This window comes from Sporichthyaceae bacterium (assembly GCA_036269075.1).
Lineage (GTDB): Bacteria > Actinomycetota > Actinomycetes > Sporichthyales > Sporichthyaceae > DASQPJ01.
In genome coordinates this window covers 1-16,610 of the sequence record DATASX010000108.1, presented here as the reverse complement: position 1 = coordinate 16,610, position 16,610 = coordinate 1, and the positions used below count along the sequence as shown (strand labels likewise).

Genomic DNA, 16,610 nt, shown 5'->3' with positions numbered 1-16,610 from the left:
GGAACTCCCTGTCCTTGGAAACCGCTAACGCTTCTTGGCGCCGCCGCGCTGGCTACGCGACTGCCGCTGCGGCTGCTGTCGACCCCCGGGCGCCGGTGCCTCGGGCGAGGCCGAGTCGCTCGCCCCCGGGCCGGCGGCGGGACCACCTTCGGGGCTCTGCGGCCGCTTGGCCGGCGAGTCGCCCTCGTCTCCCCCGCCACCCTTGCGACGCAGCATCGCCTCGTGCGCAACGCTGCCGACCGCAGGCATCCGGCGGATCACGTACAGCTGCTGGCCCATCGACCAGAAGTTCGAGACCAGCCAGTAGACCAGGACGCCGACCGGGAAGTTGATGCCGAAGACCCCGAACATCACCGGGAACAGGTACATCATGACCTTCTGCTGCTGCATGAAGGCGCTGGGTGTACCTGAGGTGTCCTTCGGCATGTTCTTCGTCATCAGCTGCCGCTGCGTGTAGAACTGCGAGCCGGACATCGCCAGGATCATCACCACGGTGACGATCTGGACGTGCACCGAGTGCGCGCCGATGAACTTGTCCGACAGGTGCGCGCCGAAGAAGGTCGCGTTCTTCGCGCTGTCGACGTCGGCACCCTTGATCACCCCGATCGGGTGACCGCCGGAGATCTTGCTCAGTACGCGGTAGAGCGCCAGGAAGAACGGCGACTGGGCCAGCACCGGCAGGCAACTGGCCAACGGGTTGGTGTTGTGCTCCTTGTAGAGCTTCATCAGCTCCTGGGAGATCCGCTCCCGGTCGCCCTTGTACCGCTCCTGGATCTTCTTGATCTCCGGCTGCAGCACCTGCATGTTCCGCATCGAGCGGATCTGCTTGACGAACAGCGGGATCAGCGCGATCCGGATGAGCATGACCAGGCCGACGATCGCCAGCGACCACGCCCAGCTCTGGCTCATGCCGATGGTGTGGAACCCGTCGTGCAGGTGCAGGATCACCCACGAGACAGCGGTGTACAGCGGATCGAAGATCTTCATCCGCAGCCTCCATGGTGATGCTCGGCGGGGAGTAGGCGGGGCCCGAATCGGTCCGACGGCGCCGGCACCTCGTCGATCCCACCAGGGTTCCATGGGTGGCACCGCAGCAGGCGACGGAGTGTCAGCCAGGCGCCGCGCGCGGTGCCGTGCTGCCGGAACGCCTCATAGGCATACCGCGAGCACGAGGGATAGAAACGACAGCGCGGGCCCAGCAACGGACTGACCGTCACCTGGTACAGCCGGATCAGACCGAGGAAGAGGAATCTCACTGGTCGCCGCCCACCCGGCGCAGGACCTTGCCAAGACCGCGGTCGAGCTCGGCGGCCAGCGTGGCCGAGGAGCAGGTAGCGGCGGTCGGGTTCGCCCGGACCACGAGCATCGAGCCGGCCGGCAGTCGGTCGAGGTGCGGGCGTACGTGATGACGCAGCCGACGCTTCACCTGGTTGCGGACGACGGCGCCGCCGACCGCACGACCCACCACGAAACCCACCCGGGGTTGGTCGGTGCGATCAGCGCCGGCGAAGAGTTGTACGACGAGACAGTCGCGCCCGGACCGATGCCCGCGGCGAGCTACCTGCTGGAAGTCGCGGCGATCACAGAGGCGGTTGGCAGCGGCCAGCACGAGGGTCAGGCCGAGAGTTTCGCGCGACCCCTGGCACGACGCGCAGTGAGGATCGCCCGGCCGGCTCGGGTGCGCATGCGCAGCCGGAACCCGTGTGTCTTCGCACGACGACGGTTGTTCGGCTGGAACGTGCGCTTGCTCACTGGATACTCCGCTTGTTGCACATCGTCGGCCGGAACCCACGGACAACGTTGTTCCAGTGGGCGAAGAGCCGAGCATGGTGGATGCCGTCGCGGGGACGACTCGCATACGTTACGCACCCCAGGACTGGGCGGTCAAACTCGTGTGATCCGCCGCGCGCGGCGCCCTTCGACCTGACGGTGGATGGGATTCCACAACTGTGGATCATCCTGTGGACAACGGCGGAGGAAACCCCGGCCGGCTGTGTGCGAGAGCGGGACGAACAGACATAATTCGGACGTACCGCCGGCTTCAGCGAGCTGCGACTCCGGCCGACCGCGGAGCATCGCGGCGCAACCCGCCTGTCACCAATTAAGGATCGCCCCGTGACTGTTCCGGATCCGGACCTCTCCGCCCTCTGGACCAGGGCTCTCGAGGATGACCGGGTCGTGCAACTGCCGCAGAACCAACGGGCGTTCCTCCGGTTGAGCCGCCCCATCGGAATGGTCGAGGGCACCTTCCTGATCGGCGCCCCGCACGACTTCGCCAAAGAAGCGATCGAGACCCGCATGCGGGAGGAGCTGGCCGGCTCGCTGAGCACCGCTGCCGGCCGTGAGGTCCGCATCGCGGTGACGGTGGACGACCCGCCCGCGGAGGTAGAAGCCGAACCGCAGGACGACAAACCTGAGTTCAATTCACATACAGCCGGGACAGGGTCGGGCACTCCCCCGGGCGACCCCGCGCTGGCGCTCGGCGAGATCAACGCCGAGCCGGCCGCGCGACTGAATCCCAAATACGTCTTCGACAGCTTCGTCACCGGTTCGAGCAATCGGTTCGCACACGCAGCCGCGGTCGCCGTGGCCGAAGCACCGGCCAAGGCGTACAACCCGCTGTTCATCTACGGCCACTCCGGGTTGGGCAAGACCCACCTGCTCCATGCCGCCGGGCATTACACGTCGAACCTGTTCCGCGGCATGCGCGTGCGCTACGTGAGCTCCGAGGAGTTCACCAACGACTTCATCAACTCGATCCGCGACGGCCGCGGCGAAGGATTCCGCTCGCGCTACCGCGCCGTGGACGTCCTGCTCGTGGACGACATCCAGTTCCTGGAGAACAAGGAGCAGACCCAGGAGGAGTTCTTCCACACGTTCAACACGCTGCACAACGCGAACAAGCAGATCGTGATCTCCTCCGACCGCGCCCCGAAGCAGTTGGTCACGCTGGAGGACCGGCTGCGCAACCGGTTCGAGTGGGGCCTGATCACCGACGTCCAGCCGCCCGAGTTGGAGACCCGGATCGCGATCCTGCGCAAGAAGGCCGCCCAGGACGGCTCGGTGGCCCCCCCGGAGGTCCTGGAGTACATCGCCGACAAGGTCTCGGCGAACATCCGCGAACTCGAGGGCGCCCTGATCCGGGTGACCGCGTTCGCCAGCCTGAACAAGACCCCGATCGACCTGTCGCTTGCCGAGATCGTCCTGAAGGACATCCTCGCCGACCAGGCCGGCCCGGAGATCTCGATGGCCACGATCATGACCCAGACCGCGCTGTACTACGGGCTGACCATCGACGACCTGTGCGGACAGTCCCGCTCGCGAGTGCTGGTGACGGCCCGTCAGGTGGCCATGTATCTGTGCCGCGAGATGACCGACATGTCACTGCCGAAGATCGGCCAGGCGTTCGGCGGCCGCGACCACACCACGGTCATGCATGCCGAGCGCAAGATCCGCGACCTGATGGCCCAACGGGCCAGCGTCTACAACCAGATCGCCGAGCTCACCGCGCGGATCAAACAGCAGAACCGCAACGCGTGAACCCGGATGTGTGGTCTGCCTCACTCACATACCCACAGCTGTGAACAACCCTGTGGACTGAGAATTGCCTAAGAGCTTCGGGCGATAGGTACTCGCGCTCGATGAACCTCTTGTGAACAGCCCTGGGGACACCGTGTGCCCGACCGGTGGACGACGCAGCACGAACATCCCCGACACCAAGCCGGACGAACCGGTACGAGTCGGACATTTCTTGTCATCCCCGGACGAACGCACAGGGCGGTGCACGGCGAGGGGCACGCTGACCTGCACGTTCTCGGTTGTCCACAGTTCCCACCGCTCCTACTTACTACGGCGGTTCCTCTCTTCTCCCCACTTCTGAACTACAAGAAGCGACCGTGCGCGCAATCGCGAGCGGCGACTGACAGACTGAACGGCCACTGGGCAACTGACGGTTGATGGGCGGTGTCCGATGAGGTTCCGGGTAGAACGCGACGTGCTGACCGACGCAGTCGCGTGGACTGCGCGCAGCCTGCCGGTCCGGCCACCGGTCGCGGTCCTCGCGGGCATGCTGCTGACCGCGGACGACAACGGTTTGGCACTGGCCGGTTTCGACTACGAGACCAGCGCCCGAGCGGAGCTGTCGGCCGAGGTGGCTGACGAGGGCCGCGTGCTGGTCTCGGGTCGGTTGCTGGCCGAGATCTGCAAGAGCCTGCCCAACAAGCCCGTCGACATCCGCACCGACGGAACCAAGGTGCTGATGACCTGCGGCAGCGCGAAGTTCAACCTTCTGACGTTGCCGGTCGAGGACTACCCGACCCTGCCGGACATGCCCACCCGTTCCGGGTCCGTGGCTGCCGACGTGCTCGCCGGCGCGGTGTCCCAGGTCGCGGTCGCCGCCGGCCGCGACGACACCCTGCCGATCCTCACCGGCATCCGCATCGAGATCGAGGGCGAGAAGGTCACGCTGGCCGCGACCGACCGCTACCGGCTGGCCGTGCGGGAGTTCAGCTGGAAGCCGGAGCAGGAGGGCATCTCCCTGCAGGCGCTGGTGCCGGCCAAGACGCTGTCCGACACGGCGAAGTCGTTGAGCGGCGAGGTGGAGTTCGCGTTGTCCACCGGGAACGCCGGCGCCGGGCTCGTCGGGCTGGCCGGTAACGGCCGACGCACCACCTCGCGGCTCCTGGAGGGCGACTTCCCGAAGTACCGCTCGCTGCTGCCCAGCGAGTACTCCTCCTGCGCCACGGTCGAGACCGCCCGGCTGGTAGAGGCGGTTCGCCGCGTCTCGCTGGTGGCCGACCGCAACACCCCGGTCCGGCTGACGTTCAGCGCGGGCGAGGTCGTCCTGGAGGCCGGTTCCGGCGACGAGGCCTCCGCCTCGGAGGCGCTCGAGGCCGGTCTGGAGGGCTCGGACATCGCAATCGCGTTCAACCCGGGCTACCTGCTGGACGGCTTGAACGCACTCGATGACCCACAGGTTCGCCTGTCATTCACCACCTCGACGAAACCTGCGGTGATAACCGGGGGGAGCGGGCAGGAAGATCCCAGGACGGCCGAGTACCGGCACCTGCTGATGCCGGTCCGGCTCTCGGGCTGAATCTCGAACCTCTCGCCGTCGCGGACAGATCGGAGACGTAACCGATGCAGATGGGCCTGATCGGACTCGGCCGCATGGGCGGCAACATGAAGGCACGCCTCGAGGCCGGCGGCCATCAGGTCATCGGGTTCGACAACGACCCGGGGCTGGCCGACGTCAAGAACCTCGCCGACCTGGTCGCCGCGCTGGAAGCACCGCGCGCGATCTGGGTGATGGTCCCCCACGGCGGGCCGACCCGCGACACCGTCCACGCCCTCGGTGAGCTGCTCTCCGTCGGCGATGTCGTGATCGACGGCGGTAACTCGCGCTGGACCGAGGACATCGAGAACGCCGCCCACCTGGCCAAGAGCGGCATCGGCTACATCGACGCCGGCGTCTCCGGTGGCGTGTGGGGCAAGACGAACGGCTACGCATTGATGGTCGGCGGCGCGGACTCCGACGTCGCCCGGCTGCAGCCGATCTTCGACACCCTCAAGCCGGACAGTGAGTTCGGATTCGTGCACGCCGGCGGGGTCGGTGCGGGGCACTACGCGAAAATGGTCCACAACGGCATCGAGTACGGCCTGATGCAGGCCTACGCCGAGGGTTACGAGTTGCTCGCCGCCTCCGACGTGGTGACCAACGTGCCCGCCACCTTCAAGTCCTGGCGCTCGGGCACGGTCATCCAGTCCTGGTTGCTGGACCTGCTGGACCGGGCGCTGGACGCCGACCCGGACCTGCACGAGTTGCGCGGCCGCGCCGACGACTCCGGCGAGGGCCGCTGGACGCTGGAGGCGGCGATCGACAACGCGGTGCCGATGCCGGTGATCAGCGCGGCGCTGTTCGCGCGGTTCTCCTCGCGGCAGGACGAGTCGCCGGCGATGAAGGTCGTGGCCGCCTTGCGGCAGCAGTTCGGCGGGCACGCCGTCACCACCTCCGGTCCGCCCGCCTGACCACAGACCACCGGGCCAGATGTACGTCGAGTTCCTGGGGCTGACCGACTACCGGTCCTATGCCACGGCCGAGATCGAACTGCCGGCCGGGCCGAGTGCGTTCCTGGGCGTCAACGGCGCCGGCAAGACCAACCTGGTCGAGGCCATCGGCTACGCCTCGACCCTGGGCAGCCACCGGGTCGCGACCGACTCGGCGTTGGTCCGACTCGGTGCATCCCAGGCCGTGCTGCGGTGCGGGCTGGTCCGCGACGAACGCCGCGCGCTGGTCGAGATCGAGATCCTGCCCGGCAAGGCAAACCGGGTGCAGCTCAACCGGGCGGTGCTGTCGCGGCCGCGGCAGGTGCTCGGGGTGCTGGCCACCGTGTTGTTTGCCCCGGACGACCTGGAGATCGTGAAGGGCGACCCGTCGGCCCGCCGCGGATTCCTCGACGATCTGCTGGTGGCGCTGTCCCCGCGGGTGGCCGGCGTGCGGAGCGACTACGACCGGGTGCTCAAGCAGCGCAATGCGTTACTGAAGTCAGCCGGCGCCGCCGTCCGATCCGGCCGGGGCGATCTGCGCACGCTCGAGGCCTGGGACGGCCAGCTCGCGACCTTCGGGGCGGACCTGCTGGCCGCCCGGCTGAAGCTGGTCAGGGCCCTGGAGCCGTTGGTGGCCAAGGCTTACGACGAGATCAGTGCGGGCCGGGGGGCCGCGGCGCTGGCGTATCGCAGCTCGCTGGGCGCGGATGTCGACCTGGAGCCGGACCGGCCCGCGTTGGAGTCGGCCCTGCTGGCCGCGCTGCTCGCGAGCCGGAACGCCGAACTCGACCGGGGCCTGAGCCTGTTCGGGCCGCACCGGGACGACCTGGTACTCAGCCTCGGTCCGCTACCGGCGCGCGGGTATGCCAGCCACGGGGAGTGCTGGTCGTTCGCGCTGGCGCTTCGGCTGGCCGCCTACGAACTGCTGCGCAGCGCCCTGGGCACCGACCCGGTGCTGATCCTCGACGACGTGTTCGCCGAGCTGGACTCGCAACGACGTGGCCGCCTGGCGCACCTGGTCGCCGGCGCCGAGCAGGTGCTGGTCACCGCGGCCGTGCCGGAGGACGTCCCCGAGGAGCTGGCCGGCGCCCGGTACCAGGTGCTCGAGGGGGTGGTCAGCCGTGTCCGATGACGAACAGACCCCAGCCGCTCCCCCGGCTGCTCCGGACCAACCCGCCGGTCTCGACCTGGCCCGCGCAGCCCTGGCCGATGCCCGCGACCGCGCCCGGAAGACCACCCCGCGCCGGACCCGGCGACCCGCAAGTCCGGTGGTCCGAGTCCGCGGCGACGAGTCCCGCGACCCCCAGTTGTTCGGTGCCGTGCTCGGCCGGCTGGTGACCGACCGCGGCTGGACCGCGCCGGCCGAGGCCGTCGGGGTGGTCGACCGCTGGCCGGAGCTGGTCGGGTCGGACATCGCCGAGCGGACGGAGGCCGAGTCGCTCACCGACGGGGTGCTGGTGGTGCGCGCGGTCTCCACGGCCTGGGCGACCCAGCTGCGGCTGATGGCCCCGGACATCCTGCGCCGGTTGAACACCGAACTCGGGCACAACACCGTGACCCGCCTGGACGTCCGCGGCCCGGCCGCGCCGAACTGGGTCAAGGGCCCGCTGCGGGCCCGCGACAGCCGTGGGCCGCGGGACACGTACGGGTGACTGAGGCAAGCGCGCAACGAAGGAGCACGTGTTGCCAGCAACCCGACGATGTGCACTGCCGGGTGAACTGAGCCGTCGGCGGGTCGTCAACCGTGTTGTCCCCAGTGTTGTCCACAGCTGTGGACAGAACTGTGGGGACAACAGCGATTCGCCGCCACAGAGTTCGCCGTGATCTCCCTCGTGGGGGGACACCGACCCGGGGGTGAACTGCGTCTGTGGCTCGATTCGAGCCCGTCGTGGCGATGCGACCCGCCGAAAGACGATAGAATCTGAGACAGAATCCCGGAACGCCGGGGCACCCGACTGTCGTGCGCGACCCGCCGAGATTCTCTCGGTGGGGCGCTGGTCGCTGGGTGCCTCCGGCGACGAAGGCAGAACTACCGAGGGGACGCACCGCTGGTGGTCGAACAAGCTGCGCCGGGCGTGGCGGTCCTGCCCGACGCTCCGGATCCGGGAACGGGCGGTGGGTTCAACGGGACGGCGGTCGCGCATTCCTACGACGCCAGCACGATCACCGTGCTGGAGGGTCTGGAAGCGGTTCGCAAACGTCCCAGCATGTACATCGGATCGACTGGCGAGCGCGGTCTGCACCACCTCGTGTACGAGGTTGTGGACAACGCCGTGGACGAGGCCCTGGCCGGCTACTGCACCCGGGTCGACGTCACGATCCTCGCCGACGGCGGTGTCCGGGTTCGCGACAACGGCCGTGGCATCCCGGTCGACATGCACCCGGTCGAGCAGAGGCCCGCTGTCGAGGTCGTGCTGACCGTCCTGCACGCGGGCGGCAAGTTCGGCGGCGGTGGCTACACGGTCTCCGGCGGCCTGCACGGCGTCGGTGTCTCTGTGGTCAATGCCTTGTCCACGCGGCTCGACGTCGAGATCTGTCGCGACGGCTACATGTGGACGCAGTCCTACGCCGGCGGTGCCCCGACCGCTCCGCTGGCCCAGGGTGCGCCGACCGATGAGACCGGCACCGTCGTCACCTTCTGGGCCGACGAGTCGATCTTCGACACGGTCGAGTACACCTTCGAGACCCTGCGCCGCCGATTCGAGGAGATGGCGTTCCTCAACCGGGGCCTGACGATTGCGCTCACCGACGAGCGGCCCGGGCACGAGGACGTCGAGGACCACGTCCGCAGCGTCGAGTACATGTACTCCGGTGGAATCGTCGACTACGTCGCCCATCTGAACGCCGTGAAGGGTGTCTCGCACCCGACGATCCTGTTCTTCGAGTCCGAGGACACCGATCGCGGTATGGCGCTCGAGATCGCCATGCAGTGGAACCCGACGTTCAACGAGTCGGTGTTCACCTTCGCGAACACGATCAACACCCACGAGGGCGGCGCCCACGAGGAGGGCTTCCGCTCCTCGCTCACCTCGTTGATCAACAAGTTCGCGCGCGCCCAGAACCTGCTCAGGGAGAAGGACCAGAACCTCACCGGTGAGGACATCCGCGAGGGCCTGACCGCGATCGTCTCGATCAAGCTGAGCGAACCCCAGTTCGAGGGTCAGACCAAGACCAAGCTGGGCAACACCGAGGCACGGACGTTCGTGCAGACCGTGCTGAACGACCGGTTCGGCGAGTGGCTGGAGAAGAACCCCACCGAGGGCAAGCAGATCGCCCGGAAGTCGATCGACGCGGCCACCGCCCGGATCGCGGCACGCAAGGCTCGCGATCTGGCCCGGAACCGCAAGGGGCTGCTTACCGGTGGCGGCATGCCCGGAAAACTGCGGGACTGTCAGTCGAACGAACCCGAGCACTGCGAGGTGTTCGTCGTCGAGGGCGACTCGGCCGGCGGCAGCGCGGTCGGTGGCCGCGACCCGATGACCCAGGCGATCCTGCCGATCCGCGGCAAGATCCTCAACGTCGAGAAGTCCCGCATCGACCGCGTGCTCGCGAACACCGAGGTCCAGGCGATCATCACCGCCCTCGGCACCGGCATCCACGACGAGTTCGACATCAACAAGCTGCGGTATCACAAGATCGTCCTGATGGCCGACGCCGACGTCGACGGCCAGCACATCCGCACGCTGCTGCTCACCTTGTTGTTCCGCTTCATGAAGCCGCTGGTGGAGGCCGGTCACGTGTACCTGGCCCAGCCGCCGCTCTACAAGCTGAAATGGCCCGGCGGCAAGGACAACGCGGAGTACGCCTACTCCGACCGCGAGCGCGATGCGCTGCTCGCCGCTGGGGCCGCGGCCGGCCGCAAGATGCCCAAGGAGGACGGCATCCAGCGGTTCAAGGGGCTGGGTGAGATGCCGGCCAAGGAACTGTGGGACACCACGATGGACCCGATGTCCCGGGTGCTGCTCCAGGTCACCCTCGACGAGGCCGCGATGGCCGACGAGTTGTTCAGCGTGCTGATGGGCGAGGACGTCGAGGCCCGGCGCAGCTTCATCCAGCGCAACGCGAAGGACGTCCGCTTCCTGGATATCTGACCAGCCGTCAGATCCTATCTCCACCGAGGAATTCTTTGTGACTGAGGAAATGACGGGTCCGCCCCCCGGCGGCCGCGTCGAGCCGGTCGGGCTCGAGGTCGAGATGCAGCGAAGCTATCTCGACTACGCGATGAGCGTGATCGTCGGTCGCGCGCTGCCCGACGTGCGCGACGGTCTGAAGCCGGTGCACCGTCGGGTCCTCTACGCGATGTACGACGGTGGGTACCGACCCGACCGGGGCTACAACAAGTGCGCCCGCATCGTCGGCGACGTCATGGGCAGCTACCACCCGCACGGCGACTCGGCGATCTACGACGCCCTGGTCCGCCTGGCGCAGCCGTGGTCGCTGCGGATGCCGCTGGTCGACGGCAACGGCAACTTCGGGTCTCCGGGCAACGACCCGGCCGCCGCCATGCGGTACACCGAGTGCCGCCTGGCGCCGTTGGCGATGGAGATGCTCCGGGACATCGACGAGGACACCGTCGATTTCTCCGACAACTACGACGGCCGGCAGCAGGAACCGAACGTCCTGCCGGCCCGGTTCCCGAACCTGTTGGTCAACGGCTCGGCCGGTATCGCCGTCGGCATGGCGACCAACATCCCGCCGCACAACCTGCGCGAGATCGCCGAGGGCGTGCAGTGGTACCTGGCGAACCCGCAGGCCTCGAAGGAGGAGTTGCTCGCCGCGCTGCTCGAACGGGTGAAGGGCCCGGACTTCCCGACCGGCGCCTACATCGTTGGCTTGCGCGGGATCCGCGACGCGTACACCACCGGCCGCGGCTCGATCACGATGCGCGCGGTCGTGGAGGTCGAGGAGAACAGCAAGGGCCGCACCCAGCTGGTCGTCAGCGCACTCCCCTACCAGGTCAACCCGGACAACCTCGCGCAGAAGATCGCTGAGCTCGTGAGCGACGGCAAGGTCGCGGGCATCGCGGAGCTGAACGACGAAACCTCGGCCCGAACCGGCCAGCGCCTGGTGATCGTGCTCAAGCGCGACGCCGTCGCCCAGGTCGTGCTGAACAACCTCTACAAGCACACCCAGCTGCAGGAGACCTTCGGCGCGAACATGCTCGCGCTGGTCGACGGCGTGCCGCGCACTCTCACCCTGGACGCGTTCGTCCGGCACTGGGTCGCGCACCAGATCGAGGTCATCGTCCGGCGCACCAGGTTCCGGCTGCGCAAGGCCGAGGCCCGGGCCCACATCCTGCGCGCGTTGCTCAAGGCTCTGGACGCACTCGACGAGGTCATCGCGCTGATCCGGGCCAGCGCCTCGGTCGAGGACGCCCGCACCGGCTTGATGGCGCTGCTGGAGATCGACGAGCTGCAGGCCACGGCGATCCTCGACATGCAGTTGCGTCGATTGGCGGCCCTGGAACGGCAGAAGCTCCTCGACGAGTACGAGGAACTCATGGCGATGATCGCGGAGTTCAACGCGATCCTGGACTCGGAGGGCCGGCAGCGGCAGATCATCTCCGACGAGCTCGCCGCCACCGTGGAGAAGTACGGCGACGAGCGACGGACGCAGATCATGCCCTGGGACGGCGACGTCTCCATGGAAGATCTGATCGCCGAGGAGGACATGGTCGTCACGATCACCCGTGGCGGTTATGTGAAGCGGACCTCCGCCAGCCTCTACCGCTCCCAGCGGCGCGGCGGCAAGGGCGTGCGCGGGGCCACGCTGCGGCAGGACGACATCGTCGAGCACTTCTTCGTGACGACCACCCATCACTGGGTGCTGTTCTTCACGAACAAAGGCCGGGTGTACCGGGCGAAGACCTACGAGCTGCCGGACTCCGGACGCGACGCCAAAGGCATGCACGTAGCGAATCTCTTGGCTTTCCAGCCCGACGAGAAGATCGCCCAGGTCATGTACCTGCGCGACTACGCGGTCGCGCCGTACCTGCTGCTGGCGACCCGCGGCGGGCAGGTGAAGAAGACCCCGCTGGGCGAGTACGACTCCGCGCGGCAGGGCGGCGTCATCGCCATCAACCTGCGCGAGGACGACGAGGTGATCGGCGCGCTGCTCGTCTCCCCCACCGACGACGTGCTGCTGGTCAGCCGCAAGGCCATGTCGATCCGGTTCACCGCCGACGACGACGCGCTGCGTCCGATGGGCCGGGCCACCGGTGGCGTGCGTGGCATGAACCTCAAGGACGACGACGCCGTTCTGTCGCTGGCGCTGGTCCGGCCGGGTTCGGACCTGGTGGTCGCGACGGCGAACGGTTATGTCAAGCGGACCGACGTCGACGAGTACCGGGTGCAACAACGCGGTGGATATGGGACACAAGCTGCCAGAACGACCGACGATCGAGGCGAGCTGGTGGGCGCCTTGATAGTCGTTGAGGGTGAACAATTGTTCGTAATCACGTCAAATGGCGGCGTCCTACGTACGGTTATCACAACTGTGACCCTGAGGCGTACCGGACGTGCCACCATGGGCGTGCGGCTGATCGACGTGGCCGACGGCGACAGTGTGGTGGCGATCGCGCGCAACGCTGAGGACTCGGTCGACGAGGACTCGGAGACCGAAGCGGGCTCTGCGGAACCAGAGCAGCCCGAGGCGGGGGTTGAGGGCGACGCGCGCCCGGTCGGTTCAGACGACCATGGCGGCGCCGAGGGGGGCGCTGCAGACCAGGAGGGTTAGGCGTGGACGACAGCCCCAAGGAGGAGCGCCCGGGATTCGGGCGCGCTCTGGGCCGTATCCGGGGCAACTCCGAGAGCACTCCTCAGGTTTCGGGCATCGGTCCCGGGGCAGGGGTCGGAATTGTGGTTGCCGATTCGGTGAGCGACCGTCCGTTCGGCAGGGCCCCCAAGCCTGAGCCGGAAGCGGCGCCCACACACCCTGCCGCGAGAGCCGGCTGGACCTCCGTGAAGGCCAGGACGGCCGCCCGCGTCAAGGGCACTGCGGAGACCGAGGCCGTCTCCGACGAGGCCCCGATCCCGCGCTCCCGGCTTGGCCGTTCCCGCAGTACCGAGACCACCGGTGGGCGTGCCCCGCGCGTACGCCGGGCCCGCCTGAAGGTCGTCAACGTCGACCCGTGGTCGATGATGAAGGTGTCGTTCCTGTTCTCGGTCGCCCTCGGCCTGGTGTTCATGGTCGCGGTGGCGCTGCTCTGGACGGCCCTCGACGTGATGGGCGTGTTCTCCAGCGTCGGCCACACCGTCAGCGACGTCAGCGGGGGCGCGAACTCCTCCGGCTTCAACGTGGTCTCGTTCTTCTCGCTGCCCCGCGTGATGGGCATCGCGACGATCCTGGCGCTGGTCAACACGATCATGATCACCGCGCTGGCGACCCTGGCGAGCTACCTCTACAACCTCTCCACCGAGCTCGTGGGTGGCCTCGAGATGACTCTCGCCGAAGAAGAGTGACCGCCGTCCCACCTGCAGATTCTTCGGGCCCTTCCCAACCGATTGGGAGGGGCCCGCTGCGTTGCTGTATCTTCGACCGGCGGTCAGGAACGTGGCGCGGGAGCGAACTCGCGCGCCCACGCTCGGCAGCCCTCGGGCCTATAGCTCAGCTCGGTTAGAGCGCTTCCCTGATAAGGAAGAGGTCGATGGTTCAAGTCCATCTAGGCCCACCCCGCTGACCTGGGCACCCGTGGATTCCACGGGTGTCCTTTTCGCTGTCGGGCCCTGTTTGACGGCAACGCTGACGGCAACGTCATCCCGAGTCGCCCTTGGTGACCGGGGGTTTCCCCTGGTCCAGGAGTTGGTCCATCAGGCGCATCGCGGCGCGCTGCTCGTCCGATGTGACGTGGGTGCAGACGTTCATGGTCACCGCGATCTGGCTGTGTCCGAGGATCTCCATGATCGTTCGCGGAGGCACCCGCAAGTAGGCCAGGAACGACGCGCACATGTGGCGGAGGTCGTGCAGACGTATCCGCGGCAGTTCGGCCGCGGCGACGATCCGTTCGAAGCTGCGGGCCAGGTTGCGCGGTTCGATCGGGGTGCCGTGGCGGGTAGTGAACACGAAGTCGGAGTCGGGCCACGAAGGGCCGCTGGCGATGCGGTCGGCGGCCTGCTCGCTCCGGCGCCGGCGCAGCGCCCGGAAGGTCGTGGGGTTCGCGCGGGACGGCGTCGAGGGTGCCGTCCGGGTGGACGGCGGTGACGGTCCAGGTGGCGCCGTTGCGCACGTGCCCGCCGTCGGGGATGCGGAGGCGTCGGTCGTTCTGCCGGGTGATGATCCAGTCCCCAGCCGCACAGGCGGTGCCGTCCTGCAAGCCGACCTCGGGGCCGGCGACCTGACCGGCGATGAGGCGGTCCTCGCGGGCGCGCAGATTCAGCGCGGTGACGGTGTCTCGGTCGGGTGCGATCAGCAGGGTGGTCTTGCCCGCGATCAGGTCGGCCTGCCAGGCGCGGTAGGCGGACTCGGTCATCGCCGCGGTGTCGCCGTCGAGCACCCGGCCGCGATCGGCGTAGGTGGCGATGACGGCGGGGTCGCCGGTGCGGAGAGCGCGGGTGGCGTCGGCTTCCCAGCGGTTGGTGAAGCGCCAGAGCGCGTCGAGGGAGTGGCCGGTGCCGGACTCGATCGCGGTCTCGGCGAGGAGCGCGAACCCACCGCCGGCGTCGACGGCGTCGAGCTGGTGGTGGTCCCCGACCAGCAGCAGCTTCGCCCCGGCTGCGGTCACGTGACCGATGAGGGCGTGGAGGTGCGCGGTGGAGGCAAGCGAGGCCTCATCGACGATGACGAGCATCCCGGCGCGCATCGACCCCGGGCCGTTGACCTGCGCTGATGCCAGCCCGGCAAGCATGCCGGCAACCGGTTCGGCAAGTACTGAAGGGGCCGCCCCGGGCGCGGGCGTGCGGGGATGGTTGTGGTCGTGGAGCCACTTGGCGGTGTTCTCGCACGGGATCCGCAACGAGAGGGAGAGTTGGGCGGCCGCCGCGGCGGAGGCGGCGAGCCCGAGCACGGAATCGGGGCCGTGCGTGTGGGCCCAAGCGCGGGTCAGGACCGCGAGGGTCTTGGTTTTCCCGGTCCCGGCCGGTCCGATGAGGACGTCCAGGCGGCGGGCGGAGGTGGCGATGCCCACGATCGCGGCGTGCTGGTCCGGGGACAGGCGCTGCCCGGGCATCGGCCGGTCCAGCGGCTCCAGGACCGCGGCCGGGACGGCCGGTCCGGTCAGGTCCGCCATCGCGGCCAGCAGCCGGGCTTCGGCATCGAGGACCGCGGTGGTGGTGAACGCGGCCTCCGACGGCCGGTCGAAGACGCTGGTGCCGTCCAGGCGACGGAACTTCTGCGGGTGCGGAACAGCTCCGGCGGATCCAGCGCGACGCACCGCGCCAGGGTGGCCTCGACGACCTGGTCGAGCAGCGCGATCCGCTGTGCCGGGTCGGTGAGGCGCAGGTGGCGGGTGGCGCGGGCTGCCTCGGCGAGCAGATTCGCCCGGGTCCAGGTCGGCCGGCGCACCGCGACCCCGGCCAGGACGGCCTCGGCAAGCGCCGCCGGGTCGGCTCCGGTGTCGACCGCTAAGCCGTTCTCAATTGCCAGCGCGGCGAATTGCGTGCTGGTGAGCGCCGGGTCGACGAGTTCGGCCGGGCGCTTACCAGTCGCGGCGGTAGCGGTTGCCCGCCACGTGTCACGCAGCTCGGCAAGCGGGTGGATCTCCTTTTCGGGGCGGGTGACCAGGGTCGCGCGCTGCCGCAGGCGCAGCACCTCCGCCCGCGATGGCTCGCGGCCGCGCTCGGCGGTGAAGTCGGCGACCAGGTCCTCCAGCTGGGCGCTGATCTGGACTGAGCGTTGGGAGAAGACGGCGAGCAGGTCGTCGTCGACGCCGTCGATCTCGAACACCGGCGAACTCCGCGGTCCGCGTTCGCGCCAGGACCACGTGACCGGCAGGCGCTGGGCGAGTTGGTCGGCGAACAGGTCGTTGTAGACCTCGGACAGGGCGACCGCGGCGCGGTAGAGCTCCTGCCCGTCCACTGAGCGCCACTGCCCGTCCGGGCCCTGCACTTTGTTGGCGACCACGACGTGGGTGTGCAGGTGCGGGTCACCGGCCCGGGAGTCGAAGTGATCGAACGCGGCCGCGATCAACCCCCGCGCCGGGACCTGGGCGCAGGACTGCGCCCCGATCCGGGTGTGCAGGAACCGGTCCTCGATGAGCTCGAGCACCCCGTCGATCGCTGCCCGGTGCGCGCCGACCACCTCTGCCTGGACGGTCTCCTCGCCGAGGGCCCAGAGCACGCTCGCCGACTTCGGCACCGTGAACGTCAGATCGAACCCCGCCACCGCGGACCGGGACGGGTTGGCCTTCACATGCGCCTCGATCCCGGCGACCGCCGCCGCCCGGGCCTCCTCCGACAGCTCGGCGGGGAGGCCGGCAACCGCGTCGGCAATCCGCCCGGCGGCGGACTTGAACGTCGGATACGGCCGGCCGAGCTGCTCGCCGGTGACCGGGTCGGACCCTTTGCCGTACACGGAGGCCATCGCCTTCTCGGTCACGATCTCCCCGGGCCGCAGCCCGCCGTCGCCGAGCG

Annotated in this window: 15 protein-coding genes and 1 tRNA gene; 10 read left to right on the top strand and 6 right to left on the bottom strand. The window is 68.7% G+C overall.

The window, feature by feature from the left end:
* Window positions 1-24 precede the first annotated feature (24 nt).
* From yidC to rpmH, 4 genes are read right to left on the bottom strand one after another with little or no spacing between them, the layout of a single operon-like run.
* Window positions 25-987 carry a membrane protein insertase YidC gene (gene yidC, locus VHU88_20060; GenBank protein ID HEX3613993.1) on the bottom strand — a complete coding sequence of 321 codons (963 nt, stop codon included), beginning with the start codon at window positions 985-987 and terminating at the stop codon, window positions 25-27.
* Window positions 984-1,256, bottom strand: a complete 273-nt coding sequence (yidD, locus tag VHU88_20055; GenBank protein HEX3613992.1) for a membrane protein insertion efficiency factor YidD — start codon at window positions 1,254-1,256, stop codon at window positions 984-986. Before yidD ends, yidC begins: the two co-directional genes overlap by 4 nt.
* Entirely contained in the window at window positions 1,253-1,609 is a 357-nt protein-coding gene (gene rnpA, locus VHU88_20050) for a ribonuclease P protein component (GenBank protein HEX3613991.1), read from the bottom strand. The genes yidD and rnpA overlap by 4 nt, the downstream gene beginning before the upstream one ends.
* A 5-nt stretch (window positions 1,610-1,614) precedes the next feature.
* Window positions 1,615-1,752 (bottom strand): 50S ribosomal protein L34, encoded by a 138-nt coding sequence (gene rpmH, locus VHU88_20045; protein HEX3613990.1) that lies wholly within the window; start codon window positions 1,750-1,752, stop codon window positions 1,615-1,617.
* A gap of 363 nt (window positions 1,753-2,115) precedes the next feature.
* Here rpmH and dnaA point away from each other — a divergent pair, with 363 nt between their 5' ends.
* The 9 genes from dnaA (at window position 2,116) to VHU88_20000 (ending at window position 13,714) form a co-directional block, all read left to right on the top strand.
* The gene (dnaA, locus tag VHU88_20040) at window positions 2,116-3,540 is read left to right on the top strand and encodes a chromosomal replication initiator protein DnaA (GenBank protein ID HEX3613989.1); all 1,425 of its coding nucleotides are present in this window, start codon (window positions 2,116-2,118) and stop codon (window positions 3,538-3,540) included.
* A gap of 430 nt (window positions 3,541-3,970) precedes the next feature.
* Complete coding sequence (gene dnaN, locus VHU88_20035) at window positions 3,971-5,095, top strand: DNA polymerase III subunit beta (protein ID HEX3613988.1); 1,125 nt, start codon at window positions 3,971-3,973, stop codon at window positions 5,093-5,095.
* A 50-nt stretch (window positions 5,096-5,145) separates the two neighbouring features.
* On the top strand, window positions 5,146-6,027 hold the full coding sequence (gene gnd, locus VHU88_20030; GenBank protein ID HEX3613987.1) for a decarboxylating 6-phosphogluconate dehydrogenase: 882 nt from the start codon (window positions 5,146-5,148) through the stop codon (window positions 6,025-6,027).
* A 19-nt stretch (window positions 6,028-6,046) separates the two neighbouring features.
* On the top strand, window positions 6,047-7,177 hold the full coding sequence (gene recF / locus VHU88_20025; GenBank protein HEX3613986.1) for a DNA replication/repair protein RecF: 1,131 nt from the start codon (window positions 6,047-6,049) through the stop codon (window positions 7,175-7,177).
* Window positions 7,167-7,697, top strand: coding sequence for a DciA family protein (locus VHU88_20020; GenBank protein ID HEX3613985.1), 531 nt, complete (start codon window positions 7,167-7,169; stop codon window positions 7,695-7,697). Before recF ends, VHU88_20020 begins: the two co-directional genes overlap by 11 nt.
* Before the next feature lie 432 nt (window positions 7,698-8,129).
* The gene (gene gyrB / locus VHU88_20015; protein ID HEX3613984.1) at window positions 8,130-10,136 is read left to right on the top strand and encodes a DNA topoisomerase (ATP-hydrolyzing) subunit B; all 2,007 of its coding nucleotides are present in this window, start codon (window positions 8,130-8,132) and stop codon (window positions 10,134-10,136) included.
* A 49-nt stretch (window positions 10,137-10,185) separates the two neighbouring features.
* The gene (gyrA, locus tag VHU88_20010) at window positions 10,186-12,780 is read left to right on the top strand and encodes a DNA gyrase subunit A (protein ID HEX3613983.1); all 2,595 of its coding nucleotides are present in this window, start codon (window positions 10,186-10,188) and stop codon (window positions 12,778-12,780) included.
* 224 nt (window positions 12,781-13,004) lie between these two features.
* The gene (locus tag VHU88_20005; protein HEX3613982.1) at window positions 13,005-13,505 is read left to right on the top strand and encodes a DUF3566 domain-containing protein; all 501 of its coding nucleotides are present in this window, start codon (window positions 13,005-13,007) and stop codon (window positions 13,503-13,505) included.
* Window positions 13,506-13,639: 134 nt separating this feature from the next.
* Window positions 13,640-13,714 (top strand) — tRNA-Ile (locus VHU88_20000).
* A gap of 83 nt (window positions 13,715-13,797) precedes the next feature.
* Here VHU88_20000 and VHU88_19995 read toward each other — a convergent pair.
* Window positions 13,798-14,142 (bottom strand): tyrosine-type recombinase/integrase, encoded by a 345-nt coding sequence (locus VHU88_19995; GenBank protein HEX3613981.1) that lies wholly within the window; start codon window positions 14,140-14,142, stop codon window positions 13,798-13,800.
* 49 nt (window positions 14,143-14,191) lie between these two features.
* Between VHU88_19995 and VHU88_19990 the strand changes: the two genes are divergently transcribed.
* Window positions 14,192-14,869: a hypothetical protein gene (locus VHU88_19990; GenBank protein ID HEX3613980.1), complete on the top strand. Its 678-nt coding sequence runs from the start codon at window positions 14,192-14,194 to the stop codon at window positions 14,867-14,869.
* 386 nt (window positions 14,870-15,255) lie between these two features.
* Here VHU88_19990 and mobF read toward each other — a convergent pair.
* Window positions 15,256-16,610: MobF family relaxase (gene mobF, locus VHU88_19985; GenBank protein ID HEX3613979.1), on the bottom strand; the 1,355-nt coding region annotated here is incomplete at its 5' end.